Source organism: Acidipropionibacterium timonense (genome assembly GCF_900605005.1).
GTDB lineage: Bacteria > Actinomycetota > Actinomycetes > Propionibacteriales > Propionibacteriaceae > Cutibacterium > Cutibacterium timonense.
The window spans coordinates 2,289,675-2,313,647 of sequence record NZ_LR027558.1 but is presented as its reverse complement, the minus strand read 5'-3'; the positions used below and the strand labels follow the sequence as shown (position 1 = coordinate 2,313,647).

Genomic DNA, 23,973 nt, shown 5'->3' with positions numbered 1-23,973 from the left:
ACAGGTGGCTCGAACGCTCGGTCAACCGCTCGAACTTGTCGAGTTGCGAGCCCAGTCCGCTCGGTCGAGACCATCGGGTGTGCAGGGACGGCATGGGCAACAGCGTACGTCAGGACGACGACAGGCCCCGTCCTCCGGACGGCGCGGCGGTGTCGGACGGGTGCCCGGATGGCACGGTGGAGTCGGCCGCGCGCCGGGTTCGGGTGGCCGTCGACGAGGTCCCGGCCGCGGCCCGGGAGGGTCGGGCGGACGGTGGTCCAGCCCCTGACGAGTCCAGCGTCCAGCCTCTGACAAGTATTGTCGTCCCAACGTGGGAAGCGGTAGTGTACGGGCTGTGACAGGCGGTGAGGCTGATGACTGGACCCTTCTCGCGAACTGTCGCGGAATGGCTGATGCTCTTTTCCCCGACGGCAAGGAGCAGCGAAGGGCGCGACGGATCTGCGCCGACTGCCCGGTGCAGGCACGGTGCCTCGCCGAGGCGCTCGACAACAGGATTGAGTGGGGCGTGTGGGGCGGCATGACCGAGCGCGAGCGCCGCAAGCTGCTGCGCGACCGTCCCGACGTCACCAACTGGAGAGAGGTCCTCGAGGCCGAGATCCGTACCCCGGCAGGTTCGCGCACCGACTGATCGGTGAGGCGTCGACCGCAACCGTCAGCGGGTTAGGGTGAGCCCATGACTCGTTGGGAGTACTTCACAGCACCGATCCTCGTGCACGCATCGCAGCAGATCCTCAACAACTTCGGGGCCGACGGGTGGGAACTCGTCCAGATCGTCCCCGGACCGAATCCGGAGAGCCTCGTCGGCTACTTCAAGCGTCCTCTGCCCGCCGAGGGGGAGCGATGAGCATCTGCGATCGCCTCGCCGAACTCGACCTCGCCCTGCCCCCGGTCGCCAAGCCGGTGGCCGCCTACGTCCCCGCGGTCCGCTCGGGTGACACCATCGTCACCTCGGGCCAGCTCCCGTTCGTCGACGGGGCGCTGCCCCTGGTCGGGCGTCTCGGTGCGCAGGTGAGCCTCGAGGACGGCGCCGCCCAGGCGCGGGTCGCCGCTCTCAACGCCCTGGCGGCGGCGGCCGACGTCGCAGGCGGGGTCGATGCCATCCGACGGATCGTCAAGGTCGTCGTCTTCGTCAACAGCACGGCCGAGTTCACCGACCAGCCGAAGGTCGCGAACGGGGCCTCCGAACTCCTCGGTGAGATCTTCGGGGACGCCGGACGTCACGCCCGCAGCGCGGTCGGCGTCGCGAGCCTGCCGCTGGGCTCGCCGGTCGAGGTCGAACTCACCGTCGAGGCCTGAGCCGGCCAGGCACACATGCACGAGGGACAGCCGGTCACCCGGCCCGGGCAGCCAACCGTTCGCGGTTGAGGATCGTCACGACCTTGGGGCGAGCGGTGATCCAGCCCCGGTTCGTGAAGTCGGTGAGCGCCTTGTTGACCGTCTCCCGGGACGAACCCACCGCTTGAGCCAGCTCGTTCTGGGTGAGGTCGTGGCGCACCACGAGATGTCCCGTTGTCGGGCTCACGGTCCCGAAGCGTTGTGCCAGGTCGAGCAGGATGTACGCCAACCGGCTCGGCACATCGCCGGTGACGAAGTGAGCGGTGTTGTCGTCGGATCGACGCAGTCGTTCGGACATGCGCCCCAGCAGGGCCAGGGCGACGTCGTGCCGGCTCTCGACGAGCGCCTGCAGGTCGGCGCCGTGCACCCGTAGCAGGCTGGCCCGGGTGAGCGTCGTGGCCGTCGTCGAACGGGTGCCGCCGTCAACCAGTGAGAGCTCCCCGAACATGTCACCGGGGCCCATGATCCACAGCAGCGACTCGCGGTGGTCGGTCGACGCGTCGACCGTTGGGCGGGTGAGCTTCGCCTTGCCCTCGACGACGAGGTAGAGGTCCTTGGCGGGTTCGCTTGCCTCGAAGAGCACCGTCCCGCGGGCGCACACCATGGCTTCGCACATGGCCATGAGCCTGGCCGCTGAACTGGGGCCAAGAGCGGAGAAGAACGGCTGGGTCGCAGCCGTCGTCACGACGCTCGTCATCGATATCCTTCCGTGACCGGTCTGTCGGTCGCTCGCTCCTCGAGCACGGGGTCGGCTCGGCGGCCACCCCGTGCACGGCGTCGACGATCCGGCCCGGATCGTCGATCGTTGACGACCATTGTGGCAGTTGTCACATCGGAGCCCACAGCCGCCCCCGTCGCGCGCCCTATGCTGGGCCCATGCCGTCCCTGCCGCACCCCCCATGCCGTGTGCCGGCGGGGTGTCGCCGGTGGATCGCGGTCGTCCTCCTGGCGACCCTCGTCGCCGGGTGCCAGAGCGGGACGGCGGTCGATTCAGCGGCAGTCTCGGCGCGGGCGGCATCGGGGATCCCGGACTGTTCGGCCTGGCCGTCGACGAGCTCGTCGTCAGCCCCGAAGGGGACCGACGAGGTCGGCGGGGTGGGTCGTATCGGCCGCAGGCTGCCCGCGCTCACCCTGTCATGCCTCGGCGGCGACCGCGTCGTCTCGACCTCCTCGGTGCTCACCGGCACCCCCCATGTCGTGACGATGTGGGCGAGCTGGTGCGGACCGTGCCGGGCCGAGGCGCCGATGATGGCCGCCCTGGCACGCTCGGGTCGGGTCGACGTCATCGGCGTCGACTACGGGGAACACGCCGCCACCGATGGTGTCGACTTCGCCCGTGCCGCCGGGTGGACCTTCCCCCAGCTCCAGGACCCCGACCGGACCAGTCGCACTGCCTGGGGGGTCGCCGGCATGCCGGTCACCCTCGTCGTCGACGCCGACGGTGTCGTCGTCGCGCGTCGGGACGGGGCCTGGACCTCCGCCCAGGAACTGCGTCGGGCCGTCGACGCCGCCCTGGGGCGGTAGGACCCGAGTCAGGAGGAGATCGCAGTGAGCAGGTTCGCACGCCTCGAGCAGTCCCTGGCCGACCGGGCCGACGAGGCCCCGCAGCCGCCCCGGGGACGTCCCTCCGGTGTCCTCGTCCTCCTGTCGGACGCCGACCGGCCCGACATCGTCCTCACCCGTCGACCGGCGACCCTGAGATTCCATGCCGGACAGGTCGCCCTGCCCGGAGGCCGGGCCGAGGAGGAGGACGCCGACATCGTCGCCACGGCCCTCCGTGAGACCGAGGAGGAGGTGGGGATCGCCCCGCAGCGGGTCCATGTCCTCGGCCAGCTGCCCTCCTTCCACGTCATCGTCAGCCAGGCCGAGGTCACCGCCGTCGTCGGTACCTGGGACGGCGGCGAGGGGTTGCGGATCGCCGACCCGGCCGAGGTGGCCCAGATCCGGCGGGTGGGCGTCGGCGAGCTGGCCAACCCGGCGGTGCGGGCCCGTGCACGCTTCCCGCGCGGTGGGCTCGGGCCGGCCTTCTGCCTGCCCGACCTCTTCGTCTGGGGATTTACCGCCCACGTGCTCGACGCCGTCCTGAGACTGGGCGGATGGGAGCGTCCCTGGGACGTCGAGCGGGTCGTCGAGATCCCCTCGGACTACCTCGGTCGGCCGGTGAGCTGAGTCGGGCAGCGGGGTTCGGCGTCAGCCCTGCAGGCGCCGCGGGGCCTCGGCCCGAGCCTGCGTCAGGGCGTTCGACTTGCCCCGGGCGAAGGAGGACTTGAGGGTGGCCACCGTCTTCTTTGCCTCGGCGACGGACTCCTTGGGCGGCTGCACCTTGGAGATCTGTCCCTTGCCGACGAGGGCCAGGATGCCCGCGATGACGAGCATGACGACGCCGTCGGTCGCGAACCCGAGGACGAGCGCCACGAGAACGCTCGAGACGGCGGCGTGCCACATGAGGGTGAAGGCGAACGCCGCGCACAGCCACAGCATGTTGACGCCGACGATGGCGAAGTACCCGGCGCCGCCGAACATCCCGCCGCCGATGCCGGCGTGCTTGACGGCCGGCTTGATCTCGGCCTTGACAAGGGCGATGTTGTCCTTGACCAGAGACGGGCCGTCCGTCTTGAGGGTTGCGATGAAGTCGCTGACCTGGCGCTTGTCTGCCATGGAAGCCTCCGAGTCGTGGATGTCGGTCGACGTCAGCCTAGTGGGAAAGGACTGCGCCGCGACGCCCAGGTGGGGTATTTGCCCCTCATGCGCCGGCGGCGACGGGCGGATCGTCGGGGTGGGGGGCGTCCCACCGCTGGTGTTGACGTCCACGGTGCCGCACGAGGGCGCCGCCGACGAGGGCGGCGATCGCCGACCCGGCGAGCACGGCCGCCTTGGCCTCGTCGGCGTACATGTGGCTGCGGGGGAAGGACAGGTCGGTCATGAGCATCGACACCGTGAATCCGATGCCGGCCAGACAGGCCACCGCGATGATGTCACGCCAGACGACGCCGCGGCCCAGCTCGGCGGAGGTGAAGCGGGCGGTGAGCCAGGACCCGAGCGTGATGCCGACCGTCTTGCCGATGACGAGGCCACAGATGATGCCCAGTGGCACCGGATTGGTCCACAGCGCCTTGAAGGCCTCGCCGGTCACCTTGACGCCGGCGCTCATAAGCGCGAAGACGGGGACGATGAGTCCGGCCGACCACGGCTCGACGCGGGCCTGCCAGCGGTCGATGGGGTCGTTGAGTTCGTCGGCGTTGGTGCGGGTGAGCAGTCCGAACCCGACTCCGGCGATGGTGGCGTGCACCCCGGAGTGGAGCATGCACCACCAGCCCAGGAGGAACAGCGGCACGTAGAACCAGCCGTTCTCGACCTTGCGGGACCGTTGCATGAGCCACCACAGCCCCAGGCAGGCGAGGGCTCCGGCGAACCACCAGATCTGCAGTCCGTGGGCGAAGAAGACGGCGATGACGATGATCGAACCGAGGTCGTCGGCGATGGCCAGGGTGAGCAGGAAGGCGCGGACGGCCTGCGGCAGACCCGCCCCGACGATGGCCAGGACGGCCAGGGCGAAGGCGATGTCGGTGGCCATGGGCACGGCCCAGCCGGCCGGGTGTCCGCCGGCGACCGTGATGTTGATGAGGGCGTAGATGCCGGCCGGGAAGAGCATCCCCGACAGGGCCGCGACGATGGGCAACATGGCGTCGGCCGGACGCGACAGGGATCCCTCGACGAACTCACGCTTGAGTTCGAGCCCGGCGATGAAGAAGAACACGGTGAGCAGGCCGTCGGCCGCCCAGGCCTCGATGGTGAGCGGGCCGAGGGTGGTGGACCGCACCGCTTCGTAGGAGTGGTACGAGATGTTGGCCCACAGCAGAGCGGCGACGGTGGCTGCCAGCATGAGCAGGCCGCCGGTCGTCTCGTTGCGCAGGATGTCGGACAGGTGCAGGGCATCAGGGCCCGAGACAGGGCGGAACAGGGTTCCACGACGTCGTACGGCCATGCGTCACCTCCAGGGGTAGGAGTTCTTCATCGCCGACCAGACTTCCCGGCACACCACGGGTGATGCTAATGGGCCTGACCACCTTGCGGACGGACGTCCCGGATGGTGAACGCGCCTAGATGCGGATGACCAGGCCGTGCCGGTCCACCTCGATGGGCTGGGTGAGCTCGTCGTGGTCGACCCAGGCCCGCCAGCAGGCCAGCTCATAGGGCAGCCGGAGCCCTCCGGGGCCGCAGGAGTCGTCGTGCAGACGCTCGACCTGGGCCTGGAGTCCGGCCCGGGCCGCCTCATCGAGGGCCTGGACGGCGGGACGCGACATGGCCATCTCGACGAGGGCGGCCTTGGTCACCGGGACCCACAGCCGGTGCGAACGCGACTCGAGGGAGGGGAAGTACGCCGACTCCTCGACCGCGGTGATGGCCTCGGTGCCGTAGTCACCGGTCATCGCGGACGGATCGACGGTGCGCAGGAGGGTCGCCAGCCGACGCACCCAGGGGATCGAGTCGTCACGGACCAGCCACGAGATCCCCAGACAGCCGTCGGGCCGAAGGATGCGGGCGAGCTCGGGCAGGACGAGCCCGGGGGCCAGCCGGTGGAAGTGCTGGTGGACGAGGGCCGCGTCGAACCTGGCCCCGTCGAGGGGGAGGGAGTCCGCCATCGCGCACACACCGGTGACGCCGGGGATCCGGTTGCTCACGGCTGCGACGCCGAGGTCGGGGTGGACGGCCATGACCCGGGCGCCATGGGCGGCCAGGGTGCGGCACAACGAGACGGGGGCGGCCACGGTGAGAATCCTGGCGTCGGGGCCCAGGCGCTCGCCGCAGAGCCACTCGAGCGACCCGGCGGGGAATCGGGGCGTGGCGGGGGACGGCATGGCACACAGTCTAGGGAGAAGAGTTGTCCACAGGGGGCTGGACGACGCCGTCCACAGGTTCGCATCCGGGTGCCGGATTCTCCGGTTCGCCCCGATAACTGTGGGTGTGAGAATCCATGAACCACCCCAGCCGTGCCGATCCGCACTCGCCCGCCCCTCCCGCCAGCGGGCGAGTGCGGATCGGCACGGCTNCGCTGGCGCCCACTGATCCGACGACCTCGACGAGGCGATCGCCCTGGCTCACCAGGGGCACGCTCAATGGCCCGCCCGGCAACCGGACGGGCCATTGAGCGTGCCCCTGGTGAGCCAGGACGATCGCCTCGTCGAGGTCGTCGGATCAGTGGGCGCCAGCGTCGGGGTCGACCTCACGGTCCTGGCCGATCGGTCCGCCGTCGACGCCGCTTGGCGGGACACCGACGGGCCCCTGCTCATCGGCGAGGACCTGGCCGCCCAGGTCGCCTCGTGGAGCCTGCCCGACCGTGGCGGGGTCCACCTGGTCGGCCAGGACGCCCAGGAGGTCGTCCGATGGTCGGCGGTCCTGCGGGCCAGCGTCGTCGTCGTGCCGTCGGCCAGCTCCACCCTGGCCGAGTTGCTCCGCGAGGGCGTACGCCGTTCCGGTCGCGGTGTCGTCCTCCTCCTGGGACAGGCCAGCGGTGGACTGGGTGCCTCGACCATGGCGGCAGGAGTGGCCTTCAGCGCCGTCGACGCGGGATGGTCGTGCGCCCTCGTCGAGCTCGACCCGGGAGGCGGAGGGCTCGACCTCCTCGTCGGTGCCGAACGGGTCGATGGATGGCGATGGCCGCAGCTGGCCTCGGCCCGCGGCACCGTCGGGGACCTGCGCACCCACCTGCCGTCCATCGACGGGGTCCATCTCGTCTCTGCCGGGCGTCAGGACTGCACGGTCGGCGCACGGGCACGGGGGTCGGTCGTCGAGTCCCTCGTCAGCGACCTCGACCTGCTCGTGCTCGACCGGGGATCACTGGGCGACGCCGACCTCATGGGGTTGGCCGTCGACCGGCGGTTCGACCTCGTCGGGGCCGACCTGCGCGGGCTGCTGGCGGCGCGGAACCGGTCGGGCGGGGCCGGACAGGTGCTCCTGCGGCGGGGGCCGGGGCGTCGGATGTCCAGCGGCGACGCCGGGGCGGTGCTCGGCCGCGAGCCGCTCCTCGTCGTCCCCCAGGACGACCGATTGCCTCGCAGCCTCGACCAGGGGGAGGCGCCATGGGTCATGGCCTCCAGGTCGTGGTTGCGGGCCTGTCGCGAGGTCGTCGAGGTGGTGATGGGACGTGGCTGAGCTCGTGGCGTCGGGACAGGTGGAGCTCGTGCGCTCCCGGATGGCGGCCCTCGGTCGGGAGTGGACCCCGATGGACGTCGCCGGCGCACTCATCGACATCGGCCTGGTCGCCTCGGACTCCTCGGTGCTGGCCGTCGTCGAGGAGTTGCGTCGGACGAGTTCGGGAGCGGGGCGGCTGGAGCCCCTGCTCGGCATCGAGGGGGTCACCGACGTCATCGTCAACGGTCCTGACCAGGTCTACATCGACCGGGGGCGGGGCCTGGAGCGCACCGAGGTGCGGTTCTCCGGGCCGGCCGAGCTACGGTCCCTGGCGGTACGGCTGGCCGCCGGGGTGGGGCGGCGTCTCGACGACGGCTCTCCGTGGGTGGACGCGCGGTTGGCCGATGGCACGCGGGTCCATGCCGTCCTCGACGTCCTGGCCGCACCGGGCACCTGCCTGTCGCTGCGAGTGCCCTCACGACGCCGTCTCACCCTGGACGACTGGGTGGCCCGGGGATCCTTGACCCCGGCGGTGGCAGAACTGTTGGAGAAGGTCGTCACCCGGCGGCTCGCCTTCCTCGTCAGCGGGGGAACGGGCACCGGCAAGACGACCCTGCTCACGACGCTGCTGGGCCGCGTGCCGGCTCACGAGCGGATCGTCGTCGTCGAGGACTCGCGGGAGCTGGCCCCGGACCATCCGCACGTGGTGAGCCTCGAGGCGCGGGCACCCAATGCCGAGGGGCGTGGCCAGGTGAGCCTCACCGATCTGGTGCGCCAGTCCCTGCGGATGAGGCCGGACCGGGTCGTCCTGGGTGAGGTGCGTGGGGCTGAGCTGCGTGACCTCCTCATGGCGCTCAACACCGGCCACGAGGGCGGATGCGGCACGGTCCACGCCAATGGCGTCGAGGAGGTACCGGCACGGCTGGAGGCCCTGGCGGCGCTGGGCGGCATGGGCCGGGATGCCTCCCATGCCCAGATCGCCGCTGCCCTTCACCTCGTCCTCCACCTGGTGCGAGGGCCGCGTGGACGGCGTCTGGCCGAGGTCGGCGTCGTCGTGCGGCGGGACGGGTCGGCGGCCGTCGAGCGGGCGCTGAGCTGGGACGAGGAGCTGCGGGGGAGCCCGGGGCCGGGCCTCGACCGGCTGGTCGGGCTGGTCGGGGACGACGTCGTCGACGGGTGCCTCGGGGACGGCGTCGGCCGTGGCGGCGAGGGAACCCCGTATGCGGGTCGCGCCCGGAGGGCAGCCTCATGACCGCGTCGCTGGCGGCCGCCCTGGCCATCTGGGTCCTCCTCGGGCCCCGTCGGCGGGTGGCGGAGGAGTCACATGCGGGCTCCGGATGGCGGCGATGGGCTCGGTGGCTGCTGGCTCCCGGTGGGGTCGTGACGGGCCTGCTCCTCGGAGGTCCGAGCGGGGCGCTGTGGGCCTTGATGGGGGTGGTCGTCGCCGCGACGGTGTGGAAGGTCGCCGGAGACCACCTGGCCCGACGTCGGTCGGTGGCCGCCGGACGAGCGGTCGCCCAGGCCTGTCGGGCGCTCTCCGGGCGGCTCCAGGTCGGTGAGATCCCGGCGACGGCCCTGGCCGAGGTGTCGAGCGACTCCGCGGTGCTCATGTCTGCCGAACAGGCCAGGCGGGTCGGCGCCGACGTCCCGGACGCCCTGCTCGAGACCTCCCGGCAGCCCGGGCACGAGGCGATGGCCGCGCTGGCCCACGCCTGGCGACTATCCGACATGACCGGCGCACCGATGGCCTCCTCGGCCCGGGCGGTGGCCGAGGGGACGGCCCGACGTGCCCGGCTGGCCGCGACCCTCGAGGCGGAACTGGCCGGGCCCCGAGCCAGCGGGCGGCTCATGGGTCTGCTCCCCTTCGCCGGAATGGGCCTGGCCCAGTCGATAGGCGCCGGACCGGCGCACTTCCTCACCGGCTCGTGGCCCGGGCGCCTCTGCCTGTTGGCGGCCGTCGTCATGGCCTGCGTCGGTGTGCTGTGGAGTGAGCACCTGGCCGATCGTGTCCAGAGAAAGGCCCTGCCATGAGCATGGTCACGGCATTCGTCGCCGGGTTGGCGGTGTGGTTGGCCGTCCCTGCCCCGGTTCTGGGTCGCATGGGAGGGTTGACGCTGCCCACCCTGCCGGGGTGGGCCCGACCGGTTCCCGGGGCGCCCGGGATCCGGACCCGAGCCTGCGCCGGCGTGCTCGTGGGCGTGGCCGTCGTCGGGCTGTCGGGATGGCCGCTGCCCCTGGCGGTGCCGATCGGGGCCGTCGGGGCTGCGGTGACCGTCATCGCCGCCGGTCGCCTGGAGTCCTCGGGGCACCGTCGGGTGGTCGAGCGGCGTCAGGTCGAGCTGCCGGACACCCTCATGCTGCTGGCGGGCGCCCTCGATGCGGGAATCCCGCTGAGGTCAGCGGTGTCGCACGTCGGGACGGCCCTGGGCGGGGTGTGTGGCGACGACCTGGCGGGGGTGCACGGACGGGTTGCGGCCGGTCTGTCGGACGCGCAGGCGTGGCGGGCCCTGGCGGCGGTCCCCGGCTGGCAGGACGCCGCCCGCGACGTCGCTCGGGCGGTCGATTCCGGGGAGGGGGTCGCCGAGCTGTTGACGGCCCATGCCGAACAGTTGCGCCGCGAAGCGGCCGAGGAGGCCGAGAAGCGGGCTCGCAAGGCCGGGGTCGACGCCATCCTGCCCCTGGCCGTCTGCCACCTTCCGGCGTTCCTCCTCGTCGGCGTCGTGCCGATCGTCGCGGGGACGATGATGCAGGCCCTGTGAGGCGCCAGGTGCCGATGATGTCCGGGCCGGTGACGGCCCGGACATCATCGTGACCTCATCGGACCGAGCTGATTCGCTCCGCGTCGGTCCCGTCGCAGGCAACCTGCCCGGCCGCCACCGACCTGTGGACAACTCGGAAAGGTGATCTTGTGCGTTGTCCACAGATTTCACATTGGGTGCCGGATTTCGGCGAACGCCCCGAGAACTGTGGGTGTGGCGGACGTCCCGCCGCATGAGGTGTCCGGGAGGTTCCCGGCCCTGTGTGAATGAAAGGCAAGACCCATGAGCCGTTCCCTCGACCTCGTCGGCGCGACCCCCCGTCCGGCTGCCCGTCCCAAGTCCAAGGCCCGTCTTCTCGCTCAGCGTGGCATGGCGACCGCCGAGTACGCCGTCGGCATCCTCGCCGCCGTCACCCTGGCGCTCGTCCTGCTCAAGGTGTTCAAGGACGCCCAGTTCTTCAAGGCGCTCCTCGATTTCGTCCTGCACTGCATCTCGATCGTCTCCGGAATGGTCAAGTGACCCGCTGACCGACTTCTCCGCGGCGGGTCCGGCGGTGGGGCGCCCGAGTGCCCCGCCGCCGCTCCCGCCCACGCCATCCGACCCGACCGCTCCCGAACACCCCAGGAGGTCACCGGTGTCCACCCGAACTCGAACGCGCGACCGTGGCATGGTCACCGCCGAGATGGCCGTGTCCCTCATCACCGGCGCCCTGGCCGTCGTCCTCGGCTGCTGGATGGTTGGCCTGGTCGTCGTCCAGGACGCCTGCCGCGTCACCGCCTCCCAGGTCGCCAGGCAGCTCGCCCGTGGCGACACGCGATCCGCCGATGAGGCGCGACGCCGGGCTCCGTCCGGGTCGACCGTGACGACCACGACGCGAGGCCAGTGGATCGACGTCACCGTGGTGACGAGCCGCTCCCTGGGCCGTCTCGGTCCGGTCCGTCTCGAGGCGCGGGCGTCCTCGCCCCTCGAACCGGGGGAGCACCGATGAGACGGCTCCAGCATCCTGATCGTGGCTCGGCCAGCGTTCTCCTGGCCGCCCTGGGGCTGGGCTTCGTCCTCCTGGTGTGGCTCAGCCTGGTCGTCTCGGGCTGGTACGCCTCCTCCCGTCAGGCCGACAGCACCGCTGACATCGCCGCCCTGGCCGCTGCCCGGGCCCAGCAGGCCGGGGGCTCGGCCTGTGAGGTCGCGGCCTCGGCCGCCGGTGCCAATGGGGCGAGGGTCGACTCGTGCCGGGTCGAGACGACCGATGTCGACTTCGTCGTCACGGTGACGGTCAGTACTCCACTCACGCCGCCGCTGGCGATCCCGGGAGCACCGACCCGGGTGAGCGCGCGGGCCGATGCCGGGCCGACGTCCTGAGGGGGAGCCATGGGACCTGTGCCGGCAGGACTGTCCGAGGTCGTCCGTAGCCTGCTCGTCGTGATCACCATGGTGGCCGTCAAGGGATATCGCAGCATTCACGACCTCGTCCTGCCCCTGGGGCGGGTGACCGTCGTCACCGGGGCCAACGGCGTCGGCAAGTCCAACCTCTACCGGTCGTTGCGTTTGTTGGCCGGGGTGGCCCATGGGCGTCTCGTGCCCTCCCTGGCGGCCGAAGGTGGCCTGTCGCAGGTCCTGTGGGCCGGTCCCGAGCACGTGAGCGCGGCCATGAGGCGCGGCGAGGTGTCGATCGAGGGCACCGCTGCGAGATCGGCTCCGGTCATGCTCGGCCTGGGCATGGCCACCGAGGATCTGGGCTACCTCGTCGACGTCGGGCTGCCGCAGGCCAGTGCCCATGAGACGCTCTTCTTCCGCGACCCCGAGATCAAGCGTGAGGCGGTGTTCGTCCCACCTCTCCTGCGCGGGGCCACGACGCTGGTCGATCGACGCTGGTCCAAGGTCCGGGTTCGTGACGCCACCGGCACCTGGGACGAGCTCGACCTGTCGTTGGGGCCGCGGTCCTCGGTCATCGAGGAGTTCTCCGACCACCGCACGACCCCCGAGCTCGTCCGGCTGCGTCACGTCATGGCCTCCTGGCGATTCCATGAGGGCATCCGCACCGATCCGGGCGCTCCGGCGCGGCGTCCGTGTGTCGCCACGAGGACCGTCGTCCTGGCCGGCGACGGCAGTGATCTGGCGGCGGCGATCGGCACGGTGCTCGAGTCGTCCTGGGCCGATCCCTTCCGGGCAGCGGTCGAGGAGGCGCTCGGGGTGCGTATCGACGTCGTCGGATCCGACGACGGGACCGTGCGGCTCGCCCTGCGACAGACCGGGCTGCTGCGCCCTCTGGACGCCACCGAGGTCTCCGACGGAACCCTTCGTCTCCTCGTCCTGGCCGCAGCGCTGTGCTCGCCCGCCCCCGCGAGTCTGCTCGTGCTCAACGAGCCCGAGACGAGCCTGCACCCTTCGGTGCTCCCGGCCCTGGCCGGACTCATCCGGCAGGCCGCCCGACGCACCCAGATCCTCGTCGTCTCCCATGACGACGCTCTCGTCCGTGCACTCGGCGAGCCCGACGGGGACGGCCTCGTCCACCACGAACTCGTGCGCGACTTGGGGCGGACCGAGCTCGCCGGCGTCGGACTGCTCGACCGGCCGCGCTGGAACTGGGGAACGAGGCGACGATGGTGAGCCCTGCCACCACTGCCGGGGTCCCTCCCGGCGATCGAGTCACGACGGGCGCGCGTCCCAGCCGATCACGATCGGAGCGCTGCGACGACGTCGACACCTGCCAGCGGGTCCATCGCCGCCGTGAGACGGCGTGCCGACTCCTTGTCGAGCATCTGGTTCGCATTGCCGCACTTGGGAGACACGACGCAGGACGGGCAACCCGCCTCGCACGGGCATTCGGCCAGACGTCGTGCCGTCGCGTGCCACCACTGTTCGGCGCGCTCGAACCCCGTCGACGCGAAACCGGCCCCTCCGGCCTGTCCGTCGTGGACGACGATCGTGCACTCCCCGGTGTCGGGCAGCAGGACGGCCGAGACGCCGCCGACGTCCCACCGGTCGCACGGGGCGAACATCGGCAGCAGTCCGATCGCGGTGTGCTCGGCCCCGTGCGCCGCCCCGGCCAGGTGGACGGCGTCGAGCCCCAACCCGTCGACGACCGCGTGCGGGACCACCCACCAGCACGCCTGGGTGGTCATGGTGTGCGTGGGCATCTGGAGCGCTGTCGAGTCCCACACCTCGTTCGACAGTTCGTCGCGACGCAGATAGCCCAGGACCTGCTCGGTGAGTTCGACCTCGCCGGTGGCCACGTAGCCGGGGCCGAAGGGCCGACGGTCCGCCTCGTGGACGATCCGCACGCTCGAGGCCGACTGCGGTTGGGTCCAGTAGCCGGGCAGGTCGCGATGGACCAGGGCGCTGTGCTCGTCCGGCAGGTACTCGTCGACGATCCACTGGTCGCCCTGGTGCAGGTACACCGCCCCCGGGTGGACGGTGCGGTCACCGGCGTTCTCGTCGACGACGCCGATGACCCGGCCGGTGACCCTCTCGACGACGTCGATGCCGCGCCCGCCCATGGACCGCAGGTCGATGGCGTCGACGGCCCGTTCAGGGCGGGTCCAGAAGAGTCGCTGCCCCCGTTGCCGCAGCACTCCTTGGCGCACGAGGAGGCTCCCGACGGTGCGCAGGGCCGGGCCGTAGATCCCCTCGTCGGCGGGGGACAGATAGGCCTCCTGGGCGGCTGCGGCCAGATGAGGCCCCATGACCCACGGGTTGTCGGGGTGCAGGACGGTCGTCTCGACCCCGGCGTCGAAGAGGAGGTCCGGGTGGGTCACGAGGTACTGGTCCAGCGGGTCCTGGCGCGCCAGGAGCACGACCGTCGCCGGCCGCCCTGCCCTGCCCGCCCTGCCAGCCTGCTGCCACAGGGCCGACAACCTCCCGGGGTACCCGGCGATGACGACGGCATCCATGCCCGAGATGTCCACCCCGAGCTCGAGGGCGTTCGTCGCGACGACGGCCTGGATGCGGCCCGACTGGAGATCGGCCTCGATCGCCCGACGGTCCTCGGGCAGGTATCCGGACCGATAGGCGGCGATGACCCCACCGCCGACCACCCGATCCTGGGCATGGACCGCGATGACCTCCGCCAGCGCCCGGGACGGAACGAAGCAGATGGTCTGCAACCCGTCGTCGACGAGCCGTGCCACGAGGGCGGCGGCGTCGGTGCTCACCGACTCCGCGGGTTGCCACAACAGGACATCGCGGGCCGGCTGCGGGGAGTGGTCCTCCTCGACGACCGCCAGGGACTCCAGGCCGATGAGGTCGGCCCCGGCCCGGGCGGCGTTCGTCGACGTCGCGCTCGACAGGAGGAACACCGGGTCGGCTCCGTGGGCCCGACACAGCCGTCGCAACCGTCGCAGCACTTGGGCGACGTGGGCCCCGAAGACCCCGCGGTAGCGATGGGCCTCGTCGATGACGACGTACTGCAACGACCCCAACAGCGAGGACCACCGTGAGTGCTGGGGCAGCACCGAGCGGTGCAGCATGTCCGGATTCGTGAGCACATAGGCGGCGTGGTCCCGGGCGAAGCGACGTTCGGTGTCGTCACTGTCGCCGTCGAGGGTCGACACCGCCCAGCCCTGCGGTCCCAGCTCGCGGCACACCCGCAGCTGGTCATGGGCCAGGGCCTTGGTCGGTGACAGGTACAGGGCGCTGTGGCGGCGTCGGGTCACCAGGCTCGACGCCAGATCGGTCGGTGTGGACGCCGGCCGCCGAGGCAGCACCGGATCCGCTGACGCGGTGGCCGCCATGATCGGCATGAGGTAGGCCAAGGTCTTGCCCGACGCCGTCGAGGTGCAGATCACGGCGTCACGCCCGGCCACGGCGAGTTCGGCGAACTGGGCCTGATGGGTCCACGGGGCGCTGATCCCGGTCTCCTCGATCCGGCGTCGGCAGTCCTGCGGCAGCCACTGCGGCCACGGCGCCGTGGTGCCGGGACGCGCATCGCGATGGTCGACGTGGACGACCTGTGGGTTGCCGGCGAGGTCGGCAGCCGCCGGGCAGGCGGTCATCCCGTCGATCGTCGCGGCTCCCGGTGATGACACCCTCTGCACGTCCACGTGCCAAGGGTGCCACCCCGCCCGCAACCTGCGGTGAGGACGTCGTCGCGACGTCCCGCTGCGGACGGCACGCTGGAAGACCCCAGGCAGGAGACACCAAGATGGAGCCATGACCCTGACCGACACCCAGATCGCCGAGCTGCGTGACGCCCTCACCGACATCGGCTATCGCACCGATCCCGTCCTCGAGGCCATCGGGGCGGTGGGTCAGCGCGGGCTGGCCCGCAACACGACGGTCGCGGCCGAGACCGCCCTGGCCGAGCGTGATGCCACCCGGACCACCCGGCGGGGCGATGCGGGGACGCCGACGGTGCACTCCACCGATCCGCTCGCCGCCGCCATCCGGTTGTGGCTGCTCCAGCAGCCCGTGCCGGCCGCCGACCTGTCGCCGCTGCCGCTGGACCTGCTGGTCCGGGCCGGCCTCGTCGCCGTCGACGGTGACCTCGCGCACGCCGTGGTCGACCTGCGGCCCTACGGGTCCCCGGACGACGGCGCCAGTGGTTGGGTCGTCTCCGACCTGGCCGTCGGCCTGGACAAGCGGATCGCGCCGATCCGCCCCGACCACGTCCTCGGCGTCTCCCCGGCGTCCACCTCGCTGGCCCAGATGGTCGTCCGGAGTCCGGTGCACACCGCCCTCGACCTGGGCTGCGGCTGCGGGGTGCAGTCCCTGCACTTGGCCCGGCACGCCGACCACGTCGTCGCCACCGACCTCAACCCGCGCGCCCTGGCCCTGGCCGACCTCTCCCTGCGTCTGTCCGGGGTGTCCAACCGGGTCGACCTGCGGGCCGGCTCCCTCTACGAACCCGTCCCCGAGCGGTTCGACCTCATCGTCACCAATCCGCCCTACGTCATGAGCCCGCCGAGCCCGGACGGCGAGCGCCTCGTCTACCGGGAGGGCACCTTTGCCGGTGACGGGCTCGTCGAGTCCGTCGTCCGAGGAGCACCGGCCCACCTCGCCGACGGCGGCACCCTCCAGGTCCTCGCCAACTGGGCCGATCTGGCCGGCCGGCCCTGGCAGGAGCGCCTCGCCTCCTGGGTCGACGGCACCGGCGCCGACCTGTGGGTCCTCGAGCGGGAGCACCTCGACGTCCACGAGTACATCGAGACCTGGCTGTCCGACGCCGGCCTCGACGGATCCGACCGCTGGCGGCCGCGCTACGACGCCTGGCTCGCCTACTTCGACCAGCTCGGCGTCACGGGGGTCTGCATGGGGTGGATCACCCTCACGATGGCAGGCCGGGACGAACCCGATCTCTCCTTCGAGAGCTGGCCCTGGCAGATCGCCCAGCCCGTCGGGTCGGCCATCGCCCAGCACACCGCGGGGGTCGACGCCGCCCTCCTGCCCGACGCCGCCCTCCTGGCCCGGCCCTGGGCCCTGCGCGGGGACGTTCTCAGCGAGTCCACCGGAGCCCCCGGCGCCGCCGACCCCCAGCACATCGTCCTGCGTCAGCGCACCGGGTTGTGTCGTGCCGTCGAGGTGGGCACCGGGTCGGGCGGCGTCATCGGCGCCTGCGACGGCGAGCTCCCGCTGGGAACCCTCGTGGACGCCGTCGCCTCGATCCTCGAGGTCGACCGGGAGGCCCTCCTCGCCGAGACCCTGCCGCTGGTCAGGCGATGCCTGCGGGAGGGCACCCTCGTCGCCCCCTGAGTCCGTTCCCCGAATTCGTCCCCCTGAGTCCCTGGCCCTGAGTCCCGCCCCGCGGCCCCGGGGCGGATCGGCGAGCGAACAGGAGGTGGTGGCGCGCAGGTGCCCCGCCCCGGAGTCCCCGCCCCACGGCCCCCCGGGACGGATCCGACCTCCCCACGAGGCGATGACCCTGCTATATTTTCGATGAGTCACTCATCAATAACATGTCGACCCGAGGAGAGGCCATGACCGCCCACGACGAGATCCCGCTCACCCAGACCCACCACTGCTCCTGCGGCGAGCACGACGAGTCCCTTCCCGAGCTCGACGTGCGCACCATCCCGCACGCCATCCGCCACGGTTCGGTCATCGGCGCCTTCTCCCAGGTGCAGCCCGGCGCCGCGATGGTCATCATCGCCCCGCACAACCCGCTGCCGCTGCTCGGGCAACTCCAGCAGATCAACGGTGAGACCCTCGAGATCTCCTACCTCCAGGAGGGTCCGGACGAGTGGAAGGTCAAGCTCGCCCGCCTCGCCTGAGGTCGCCCTCCCGGACCGGCCCGGCGCTCGTCGTCCTCGTCGACGCCCGGCCGACCGTCCCCGCGACGACACATCCACACTTCGTCCCCGGCCCCGCTCGGCGTGGCCGGGGACGGCCGTATATACATGGGCTCAGACACGGGCCCATGGGAACCTGGCCCTGCCCGGCGCATCATCTCGCTGCACCGCGTCGGGGGATCTTGTCCCCGGACGCCGGTACAGTCGGTCCCCGACACCCACTCCACATCGAACAGAAGGCAGGCATGGCACCCACGAAGAGCCTCGTCATCGTCGAGTCTCCCCACAAGGCGACGATGATCGCCGGGTATCTGGGCCCGAAATACGTCGTCCGGGCCAGTCAGGGGCACGTCCGCGACCTGCCGACGAGCGCCTCCCAGGTCCCCGCCAAGTACAAGGGCGAACCCTGGGCCCGCACCGGGGTCGACGTCGACCACGAGTTCAAGCCGATCTACGTCGTCCCCTCCGACAAGAAGGCCACGATCCGCGAGCTCAAGGGCCTGCTCAAGGACGCCGACGAGCTCTACCTGGCCACCGATGGTGACCGCGAGGGGGAGGCCATCGCCTGGCACCTCCTCGACGAGCTCAAGCCGAAGGTCCCGGTCAAGCGGATGGTCTTCAACGAGATCACCGAGAAGGCCATCACCGACGCCGTCCGCAACACCCGTGACCTCGACACCGACCTCGTCGACGCCCAGGAGACCCGTCGCATCCTCGACCGCCTCTACGGCTACGAGGTCTCCCCGGTGCTGTGGAAGAAGGTCATGCCCAGGTTGTCGGCCGGTCGTGTCCAGTCGGTGGCCACCCGGCTGGTCGTCGACCGGGAGCGTGAGCGGATGGCCTTCGTCAGCGCCAACTTCTGGGACCTCGAGGCCACCCTGACCCCCGGTGAGAAGGCCGAGGAGTTCACCGCCAGGCTCGTCTCCCTCGACGGCACCCGGGTCGCCACCGGGCGCGACTACGACTCCCACGGCGTCCTGCGCGCCCGGACGCCGCTGCGCTGCCTCGACGAGGCCACCGCCACCACCCTGGCCAGGGGGCTGGAGAGCGCCTCCTTCCGTGTCGCGCAGGTCGAGGCCAAGCCGTACACCCGGCGTCCCTACGCCCCCTTCCGCACGACGACCCTGCAGCAGGAGGCCGGACGCAAGCTCGGCTTCACCGCCCAGCGCACCATGTCGGTGGCCCAGGAACTCTACGAGGGCGGGTTCATCACCTACATGCGAACCGACTCGGTGGCGCTGTCCCAGGAGGCCATCGACGCCGCCCGCACCCAGGCCATCGAGCTCTACGGCCGCGACCACGTGCCGGCCAAGCCGCGCGTCTACACCTCGAAGGTCAAGAACGCCCAGGAGGCCCACGAGGCCATCCGTCCGGCCGGCTACCACTTCCGCACCCCGGCCCAGACCGGCCTCACCGGCGACCGGTTCAAGCTCTACGAGCTCGTGTGGATGCGCACCCTGGCCTCCCAGATGGCCGACGCCAAGGGCGAGACCCTCACCCTCACCATCGACGCCGAGCCCGCATCGCCCCTTGCCGTACCGGGGTCGGACGCCGTCTCGTCGGCCACCTTCACCGCCTCCGGCCGGACCATCACCTTCCACGGGTTCCTACGCGCCTACGTCGAGTCGGTCGACGAGGGAGCCTCCGACGATGCCCAGAAGCGACTGCCCCAGGTGAGCACCGGCCAGGGTCTGGACTGCCACGGCGTCGAGGCGTCCGGGCACGACACCCGGCCGCCGGCCCGCTACACCGAGCCGAGCCTCGTGGCCAAGCTCGAGGAGCTCGAGATCGGACGCCCGTCGACCTACGCCTCGATCATCCGCACCATCACCGGGCGCGACTACGTCTTCAAGAAGGGTCAGGCCCTCGTCCCGACGTGGCTGGCCTTCGCCGTCACCCGACTGCTCGAGGAGCACTTCGCCCGGCTCGTCGACTACCAGTTCACCGCCGACATGGAGGGAACCCTCGACGAGATCGCCCGGGGTGACGCCAACCGGGTCGCCGTCCTCTCGCAGTTCTACTTCGGCGGGTCGCAGGATGCCTCCCCGAGCCCGACGGACGGTCATGAGGGACTGCACCAACTCGTCACCGAGCTGGGGGACATCGACGCCCGCGCCATGAGCACCTTCCCGGTCGGTGGGGACGACTCGGGGATCGTCGTGCGGGTCGGTCGTTACGGCACCTACGTCGAGGGACCCGACGAGGCGCGCGCCAACGTCCCCGAGGACCTGCCACCCGACGAGCTCACCGTCGAGCGGGCCACCGAGCTGCTGGCCACCCCGAACGGCCAGGAGCGTGAGCTCGGCCTCGACCCGACCTCACACCTGCCGATCGTCGCCCGCACCGGGCGGTTCGGCCCCTACGTCACCGAGGTCCTCGACGAGGACACCCCGAAGTCGGGCAAGGGCAAGGTCAAGGCGCGGACGGCGTCCCTCCTGCGGTCGATGAGCCTGGAGACCGTCAGCCTCGACGACGCGCTCAAGCTGCTGGCCCTGCCCAGGGTCGTCGGAACCGACGACGACGGGGCCCAGATCACCGCCCAGAACGGCCGGTACGGCCCGTACCTCAAGAAGGGCACGGACTCGCGGTCCCTGGCCAGCGAGGAGCAGATCTTCACCATCACCCTCGAGGAGGCCAAGGCGCTCTACGCCCAGCCCAAGCAGCGCGGTCGCGCTGCCGCCAAGCCGCCGCTCAAGGAGCTGGGGGAGGACCCCACCTCGGGTCGTCCCATCGTCGTCAAGGACGGTCGGTTCGGACCGTACGTCACCGACGGCCAGACGAACGCGACCCTGCGCCGGGACGACTCGGTCGAGGCCATCACCCCCGAACGGGCCCAGGAGCTGCTCGCCGAGAAGCGGGCCAGGGGGACCGGGACGACACGCACGACGAGCCGCCGGAAGTCCTCGACGACCTCGACCAAGGGCACGCGGGCCACCTCGACGGCGAAGACCACGAGCACGAAGGCGTCCGCGTCCAAGGCGAGGACGGCGTCGCGCAGCTCCACGGGCACGAAGCGATGAGCGAGGGGACCCCGGCGATGGACGACCCGCAGCCGCTGCTCTTCGAGCTCGCCTGGACTGCCGCACCGCCGGTGCTGGCCAACCCCGGCCTGGGCCTGGACCGGGTCGTCTCTCGAGGGTCCCGCTACTCCTTCACCTCCGACATCACCCTGCTCGACTCCACCGACCACAGGCTGCTGCGTGCCGGGGTCATCCTGGCCCACCGGGTCATCGACGGGCTGGGGGAGTGGTACATGGATGCCCCGGCGTGGTGGCCGTGGCTACCGGTCGACCACTCGGTGGCCCTCGACGCCGCCGGCGACCTGCCCATCGACTTCGCGTGCCTCGTCAAGCCGTTCCTGCGTGGGGCCCCGCTCAGTCCGGTCGCCGCGCTCACCTGCGAGCGCACCGAGATCGCCGTCGAGCAGGACGACGGGCGGACCCTCGCCGTCATCCGTGACGACCGGATCACCGTCGCCCAGTCCGGGGTGACGACGAGCCGGGTCCGCGAGATCACCATCACCCCCCGGGCCGTGCCCACCCCCGAACAGCGGGAGTGGGTGACGAGCCGGATCCTCGCCCTCGGCGGCGTCCCGGTCGACGAGCACCCCTCCGTCCTGGCCCGTCTGGGCGCCCGGTCCGGTGCCCTCTCGGACTTCCCGCTGCCGCCGCGTCGCCTGTCGCCCGGCGTCGACGCCTTCGCCAGTGGCGAGCTGACGACCTGCCTTCGCCGGATCGTCGAGGCCGACCTGTCGGCGCGCAGCCAGGGTATGGATTTCGGTGACGGGCCGACCCGCCGCGGTGAGCCGCGGGTCGTCCCCGAGGTCCGCGACTCCGACGAGCTCCTGGGGCTCGGCTCCGACCCGGTGACGGCGGCCCCGCGAACCGGGGTGCACACCGACGGCCACGGTCCCATCGGCGGGTTGCTCGCCCAGTTGCGCAACCTCGAGGAGACCGTCGACGGCCTGGCCGGACTGCTCGACCCGCGCTGGGTCGACTCCCTCAATGCTCTGCTGCAACCCCTCATCGACCTCGACCCACGCGAGATGAGCGTCCACCGACTGCCCGAGGGCTACTACCAGCTGCTCGACGCCCTCGTCCTGGGGGCCCGGGCCCCGCGGATCGTCGTCGATCCGGCAGCACCAGCCCGCCAGCTCATGCGCCGTCAGGCCCGCAAGGCGGTCACCGAGGTGCTCACGACGTGCAGTCAGCTCGAGGTCACCGACGACCAGGGATGGGCGCGGGCCCGGCGTGCCGTGGCCCACGCCGTCGCCGTCTCGCGGGTGGTCCCCGACAGCCATCGCGCCGTGCGCGCCGGACGGCGTCTCGTGCGCATCCAGGACGCCCTGGCCGGCACCGGGTCGGTGCTCGAGGCCCCGACCCCGGCCGAGGTGGCGCTCATGACCCCGCAGACCGCCTACGAGGCCGGACGCGAGGCGGAGCGGCGCGTCGTCGTCCAGGCGCATCTGCGGACCGACTTCACCGAGCGGTGGCCGCGGCTGAGGTCCAAGCTCGTCAAGGTCATGGAGGAGTCGTGACGGGGCTGTTCGTCGTCCTCGAGGGTGGGGACGGGGCCGGCAAGACGACCCAGGCCCGGTTCCTCGACCAGTGGCTCGAGGCGTGGGCGGTGCCACACCTGCTCACCCGGGAGCCGGGGGGCAGCTGGCTGGGTTCGCGGATCCGGGAGCTCCTCCTGGACCCCGACTCCGGGCCGATCAGTCCCAAGGCCGAGGCCCTGCTCTACAACGCCGACAAGGCCCAGCACCTGGCCGACGTCGTCAGGCCCGCCCTGGGGCGCGGTGAGGTCGTCGTCAGCGACCGCTACGTCGACTCGACCATCGCCTACCAGGGGGCCGGTCGCGTCCTCGACCCCCAGGAGGTCCGTCGGCTCGCCGAGTGGGCGACCGACGGTCTGGTGCCCGACCTCACCGTGCTCCTGGACGCCGACGTCGAGGCGACCTCGGGGCGGCTCACCAGCCGCGACCGGCTCGAGGCCGCCGGCGATGACTTCCACCGCCGCGTCCGACAGCACTTCCTCGAGCTCGCCTCGCGCGACCCCGGCCGCTACCTCGTCCTGTCCGCGTCGGACCCGCGCGAGGACATCGCCGCGGCGGTGCGTCGGCGTCTGGCCCCCATGATCGGCATCGGGCCGGAACCGTCCCCGCCGGCCGCCAGGATGGGGTCATGACGACCGCTGACGCGCCCCGGGACGACCAGCTCCTCACCGGGGTGTGGGCCGAGCTCATCGGCCAGGAGCGAGCGGTGCGCGTGCTGCGTCGGGCCGTCGCGGATGCTCCGCACGCCATGAGCCACGCCTGGTTGCTCACCGGCCCGCCCGGCTCGGGCCGCTCCAATGCCGCGCGAGCCTTCGCCGCCGCCCTCGAGTGCGACGACGGTGGTTGTGGGGTGTGCAATGCCTGCCGGACGGCCCTCGCCGGGTCCCACCCCGACATCACCCTGGTGCGCACCGAGACCCTCTCCATCGGGGTCGACGAGGTGCGCGAGCTCGTGCGCCGAGCCGCCATGAGTCCCAGCCGGGGCCGACGCCAGGTCGTCGTCGTCGAGGATGCCGACCGGGTCACCGAACGCGGCGCCGACGCCCTGCTCAAGGCCATCGAGGAACCCGCCCCGCGCACCGTGTGGGTGCTGTGCGCCCCCACCCCCGAGGACGTCATCGTCACCATCCGGTCGCGATGCCGTCGCCTCCACCTGGCCACGCCGCGGGACGAGGCCGTCGCACGACTGCTCGTCGACCGGGACGGCGTCGACCCGGAGTTGGCCGGGGCAGCAGCCCGCGCCGCGCAGGGCCACATCGGTCGGGCTCGAGCCTTGGCCCGCAACGAGGAGGCGAGGTCCCGTCGGGCGGCGATCCTCGACCTGCCTACCCGGCTGCGGAGCCTGGGCGACTGCCTGGCGGCCGCGCAACGTCTCGTCGACGACGCCGCCCAGGAGGCCCAGACAGCCACCGCCGACCTCGACGAGAAGGAACGTGCCGAGCTCGAGCGCGCCCTGGGGCTGGGTACCAAGGGGGCCCGCCCACGCAACGCGCAGGCTGCCCTGCGTGATCTGGAGAGCGAGCAGAAGGCCCGGGTCAAGAGGCTCCAACGCGACGCCCTCGACCGTGTCCTCACCGAGTTGACGACCTTCCACCGCGACGTCCTGGCCGTCCAGACCGGCGCCGTGCCACGCAGCACCGAGGCCGCCCTGGTCGGCCCCCGGCTCGTCAACGCCGAACTCACCACGCAGATCCACGCCGTGGCCGAGGGGAGTGGTCCCGACGACACGGTCCATCGGATCGACGCCATCCTCGCCGCCAGGGAGGCACTCGAGACGAACGTCAGCCCGCTGCTGGCGATGGAGGCCATGCTCATCAGGCTGGCGGGGGTCGACGAACGTCTCCGGTGAGGGCGACGGGAGACGGTGGGTGCGGGCCGACCGGCCCGACCGAGGTGAATGACACCGGTGTGTTGATCCGCCCCACAGGCCGGTCGGCATGGCACAGTGGCAGGGTCAAGCGCCGTGTGT

General features: G+C 71.7%; 22 protein-coding genes and 2 pseudogenes. 19 read left to right on the top strand and 5 right to left on the bottom strand.

Translation table 11 applies throughout. The features are described 5' to 3' along the window. Positions 1 to 334: 334 nt before the first annotated feature. The 3 genes from E0E30_RS10915 to E0E30_RS10905 are packed head-to-tail and all read left to right on the top strand — an operon-like array spanning position 335 to position 1,296. On the top strand, positions 335 to 628 hold the full coding sequence (locus E0E30_RS10915; RefSeq protein WP_130866296.1) for a WhiB family transcriptional regulator: 294 nt from the start codon (positions 335 to 337) through the stop codon (positions 626 to 628). A 45-nt stretch (positions 629 to 673) separates the two neighbouring features. Continuing rightward, a complete protein-coding gene (locus E0E30_RS10910; RefSeq protein WP_130866295.1) occupies positions 674 to 844 on the top strand; it encodes a DUF4177 domain-containing protein in 171 nt (56 codons plus the stop codon). Next, entirely contained in the window at positions 841 to 1,296 is a 456-nt protein-coding gene (locus E0E30_RS10905) for a RidA family protein (RefSeq protein ID WP_130866294.1), read from the top strand. Before E0E30_RS10910 ends, E0E30_RS10905 begins: the two co-directional genes overlap by 4 nt. 34 nt (positions 1,297 to 1,330) lie before the next feature. Here E0E30_RS10905 and E0E30_RS10900 read toward each other — a convergent pair whose 3' ends face one another. Then, positions 1,331 to 2,032, bottom strand: a complete 702-nt coding sequence (locus E0E30_RS10900) for a Crp/Fnr family transcriptional regulator (protein ID WP_130866293.1) — start codon at positions 2,030 to 2,032, stop codon at positions 1,331 to 1,333. A 179-nt stretch (positions 2,033 to 2,211) separates the two neighbouring features. Between E0E30_RS10900 and E0E30_RS10895 the strand changes: the two genes are divergently transcribed. Continuing rightward, complete coding sequence (locus E0E30_RS10895) at positions 2,212 to 2,859, top strand: TlpA family protein disulfide reductase (RefSeq protein ID WP_130866292.1); 648 nt, start codon at positions 2,212 to 2,214, stop codon at positions 2,857 to 2,859. Between the two features lie 24 nt (positions 2,860 to 2,883). Further along, a complete protein-coding gene (locus E0E30_RS10890) occupies positions 2,884 to 3,504 on the top strand; it encodes an NUDIX hydrolase (RefSeq protein WP_245306581.1) in 621 nt (206 codons plus the stop codon). Here the strand turns inward: E0E30_RS10890 and E0E30_RS10885 are convergent. The 3 genes and pseudogenes from E0E30_RS10885 to E0E30_RS10875 all read right to left on the bottom strand — a co-directional run. Further along, positions 3,494 to 3,993 (bottom strand): annotated as a pseudogene (locus E0E30_RS10885) (phage holin family protein); the annotation flags it as partial. The gene E0E30_RS10890 and the pseudogene E0E30_RS10885 overlap by 11 nt on opposite strands. 85 nt (positions 3,994 to 4,078) lie before the next feature. After that, positions 4,079 to 5,320, bottom strand: coding sequence for a Na+/H+ antiporter NhaA (gene nhaA / locus E0E30_RS10880; protein ID WP_130866289.1), 1,242 nt, complete (start codon positions 5,318 to 5,320; stop codon positions 4,079 to 4,081). 115 nt (positions 5,321 to 5,435) lie between these two features. Next, positions 5,436 to 6,194, bottom strand: coding sequence for a class I SAM-dependent methyltransferase (locus E0E30_RS10875; RefSeq protein ID WP_130866288.1), 759 nt, complete (start codon positions 6,192 to 6,194; stop codon positions 5,436 to 5,438). A 301-nt stretch (positions 6,195 to 6,495) separates the two neighbouring features. On the opposite strand from E0E30_RS10875, the gene ssd reads away from it, so the two are divergent. From ssd to E0E30_RS10835, 8 genes and pseudogenes are all read left to right on the top strand, one after another. Next, positions 6,496 to 7,488: a septum site-determining protein Ssd gene (ssd, locus tag E0E30_RS10870; RefSeq protein WP_130866287.1), complete on the top strand. Its 993-nt coding sequence runs from the start codon at positions 6,496 to 6,498 to the stop codon at positions 7,486 to 7,488. A gap of 40 nt (positions 7,489 to 7,528) precedes the next feature. After that, positions 7,529 to 8,641: pseudogene (locus tag E0E30_RS10865) on the top strand (TadA family conjugal transfer-associated ATPase); the annotation flags it as partial. Positions 8,642 to 8,715: 74 nt separating this feature from the next. Next, on the top strand, positions 8,716 to 9,498 hold the full coding sequence (locus E0E30_RS10860; protein ID WP_130866286.1) for a type II secretion system F family protein: 783 nt from the start codon (positions 8,716 to 8,718) through the stop codon (positions 9,496 to 9,498). Then, complete coding sequence (locus tag E0E30_RS10855) at positions 9,495 to 10,226, top strand: type II secretion system F family protein (RefSeq protein ID WP_245306580.1); 732 nt, start codon at positions 9,495 to 9,497, stop codon at positions 10,224 to 10,226. Before E0E30_RS10860 ends, E0E30_RS10855 begins: the two co-directional genes overlap by 4 nt. A gap of 282 nt (positions 10,227 to 10,508) precedes the next feature. Further along, a complete protein-coding gene (locus tag E0E30_RS13670; RefSeq protein ID WP_130866285.1) occupies positions 10,509 to 10,745 on the top strand; it encodes a DUF4244 domain-containing protein in 237 nt (78 codons plus the stop codon). 148 nt (positions 10,746 to 10,893) lie between these two features. Next, a complete protein-coding gene (locus tag E0E30_RS10845) occupies positions 10,894 to 11,214 on the top strand; it encodes a TadE family type IV pilus minor pilin (RefSeq protein WP_130866873.1) in 321 nt (106 codons plus the stop codon). Continuing rightward, positions 11,211 to 11,585, top strand: coding sequence for an Rv3654c family TadE-like protein (locus E0E30_RS10840; RefSeq protein WP_130866284.1), 375 nt, complete (start codon positions 11,211 to 11,213; stop codon positions 11,583 to 11,585). The genes E0E30_RS10845 and E0E30_RS10840 overlap by 4 nt, the downstream gene beginning before the upstream one ends. Before the next feature lie 9 nt (positions 11,586 to 11,594). Further along, positions 11,595 to 12,833 carry an AAA family ATPase gene (locus E0E30_RS10835; RefSeq protein WP_245306579.1) on the top strand — a complete coding sequence of 413 codons (1,239 nt, stop codon included), beginning with the start codon at positions 11,595 to 11,597 and terminating at the stop codon, positions 12,831 to 12,833. A gap of 65 nt (positions 12,834 to 12,898) precedes the next feature. On the opposite strand, the gene E0E30_RS10830 is transcribed toward E0E30_RS10835, so the two are convergent. Beyond that, positions 12,899 to 15,217 carry a DEAD/DEAH box helicase gene (locus E0E30_RS10830; RefSeq protein WP_130866871.1) on the bottom strand — a complete coding sequence of 773 codons (2,319 nt, stop codon included), beginning with the start codon at positions 15,215 to 15,217 and terminating at the stop codon, positions 12,899 to 12,901. Between the two features lie 157 nt (positions 15,218 to 15,374). On the opposite strand from E0E30_RS10830, the gene E0E30_RS10825 reads away from it, so the two are divergent. The 6 genes from E0E30_RS10825 to E0E30_RS10800 all read left to right on the top strand — a co-directional run bounded on the left by E0E30_RS10825 (position 15,375) and on the right by E0E30_RS10800 (position 23,853). Next, positions 15,375 to 16,913: a methyltransferase gene (locus E0E30_RS10825; RefSeq protein ID WP_130866283.1), complete on the top strand. Its 1,539-nt coding sequence runs from the start codon at positions 15,375 to 15,377 to the stop codon at positions 16,911 to 16,913. Between the two features lie 224 nt (positions 16,914 to 17,137). Further along, a complete protein-coding gene (locus E0E30_RS10820) occupies positions 17,138 to 17,431 on the top strand; it encodes a DUF2249 domain-containing protein (protein ID WP_130866282.1) in 294 nt (97 codons plus the stop codon). A 263-nt stretch (positions 17,432 to 17,694) separates the two neighbouring features. Continuing rightward, a complete protein-coding gene (topA, locus tag E0E30_RS10815) occupies positions 17,695 to 20,469 on the top strand; it encodes a type I DNA topoisomerase (RefSeq protein ID WP_130866281.1) in 2,775 nt (924 codons plus the stop codon). Beyond that, positions 20,466 to 21,986: a hypothetical protein gene (locus E0E30_RS10810; RefSeq protein WP_245306578.1), complete on the top strand. Its 1,521-nt coding sequence runs from the start codon at positions 20,466 to 20,468 to the stop codon at positions 21,984 to 21,986. Before topA ends, E0E30_RS10810 begins: the two co-directional genes overlap by 4 nt. Next, the gene (gene tmk, locus E0E30_RS10805; protein ID WP_130866280.1) at positions 21,983 to 22,636 is read left to right on the top strand and encodes a dTMP kinase; all 654 of its coding nucleotides are present in this window, start codon (positions 21,983 to 21,985) and stop codon (positions 22,634 to 22,636) included. Before E0E30_RS10810 ends, tmk begins: the two co-directional genes overlap by 4 nt. Then, positions 22,633 to 23,853, top strand: coding sequence for a DNA polymerase III subunit delta' (locus E0E30_RS10800; protein WP_130866279.1), 1,221 nt, complete (start codon positions 22,633 to 22,635; stop codon positions 23,851 to 23,853). The genes tmk and E0E30_RS10800 overlap by 4 nt, the downstream gene beginning before the upstream one ends. Positions 23,854 to 23,973: the final 120 nt, after the last annotated feature.

Excerpts from the sequence above, each read along its gene's own strand:
- E0E30_RS10910 (WP_130866295.1), top strand. The coding sequence starts at position 674 with ATGACTCGTTGGGAGTACTTCACAGCACCGATCCTCGTGCACGCATCG.
- E0E30_RS10905 (WP_130866294.1), top strand. The coding sequence starts at position 841 with ATGAGCATCTGCGATCGCCTCGCCGAACTCGACCTCGCCCTGCCCCCG.
- E0E30_RS10900 (WP_130866293.1), bottom strand. The coding sequence starts at position 2,032 with ATGACGAGCGTCGTGACGACGGCTGCGACCCAGCCGTTCTTCTCCGCT.
- E0E30_RS10895 (WP_130866292.1), top strand. The coding sequence starts at position 2,212 with ATGCCGTCCCTGCCGCACCCCCCATGCCGTGTGCCGGCGGGGTGTCGC.
- nhaA (WP_130866289.1), bottom strand. The coding sequence starts at position 5,320 with ATGGCCGTACGACGTCGTGGAACCCTGTTCCGCCCTGTCTCGGGCCCT.
- E0E30_RS10875 (WP_130866288.1), bottom strand. The coding sequence starts at position 6,194 with ATGCCGTCCCCCGCCACGCCCCGATTCCCCGCCGGGTCGCTCGAGTGG.
- E0E30_RS10860 (WP_130866286.1), top strand. The coding sequence starts at position 8,716 with ATGACCGCGTCGCTGGCGGCCGCCCTGGCCATCTGGGTCCTCCTCGGG.
- E0E30_RS10855 (WP_245306580.1), top strand. The coding sequence starts at position 9,495 with ATGAGCATGGTCACGGCATTCGTCGCCGGGTTGGCGGTGTGGTTGGCC.
- E0E30_RS13670 (WP_130866285.1), top strand. The coding sequence starts at position 10,509 with ATGAGCCGTTCCCTCGACCTCGTCGGCGCGACCCCCCGTCCGGCTGCC.
- E0E30_RS10845 (WP_130866873.1), top strand. The coding sequence starts at position 10,894 with ATGGTCACCGCCGAGATGGCCGTGTCCCTCATCACCGGCGCCCTGGCC.
- E0E30_RS10840 (WP_130866284.1), top strand. The coding sequence starts at position 11,211 with ATGAGACGGCTCCAGCATCCTGATCGTGGCTCGGCCAGCGTTCTCCTG.
- E0E30_RS10835 (WP_245306579.1), top strand. The coding sequence starts at position 11,595 with ATGGGACCTGTGCCGGCAGGACTGTCCGAGGTCGTCCGTAGCCTGCTC.
- E0E30_RS10830 (WP_130866871.1), bottom strand. The coding sequence starts at position 15,217 with ATGACCGCCTGCCCGGCGGCTGCCGACCTCGCCGGCAACCCACAGGTC.
- E0E30_RS10825 (WP_130866283.1), top strand. The coding sequence starts at position 15,375 with ATGACCCTGACCGACACCCAGATCGCCGAGCTGCGTGACGCCCTCACC.
- E0E30_RS10820 (WP_130866282.1), top strand. The coding sequence starts at position 17,138 with ATGACCGCCCACGACGAGATCCCGCTCACCCAGACCCACCACTGCTCC.
- topA (WP_130866281.1), top strand. The coding sequence starts at position 17,695 with ATGGCACCCACGAAGAGCCTCGTCATCGTCGAGTCTCCCCACAAGGCG.
- E0E30_RS10810 (WP_245306578.1), top strand. The coding sequence starts at position 20,466 with ATGAGCGAGGGGACCCCGGCGATGGACGACCCGCAGCCGCTGCTCTTC.
- E0E30_RS10800 (WP_130866279.1), top strand. The coding sequence starts at position 22,633 with ATGACGACCGCTGACGCGCCCCGGGACGACCAGCTCCTCACCGGGGTG.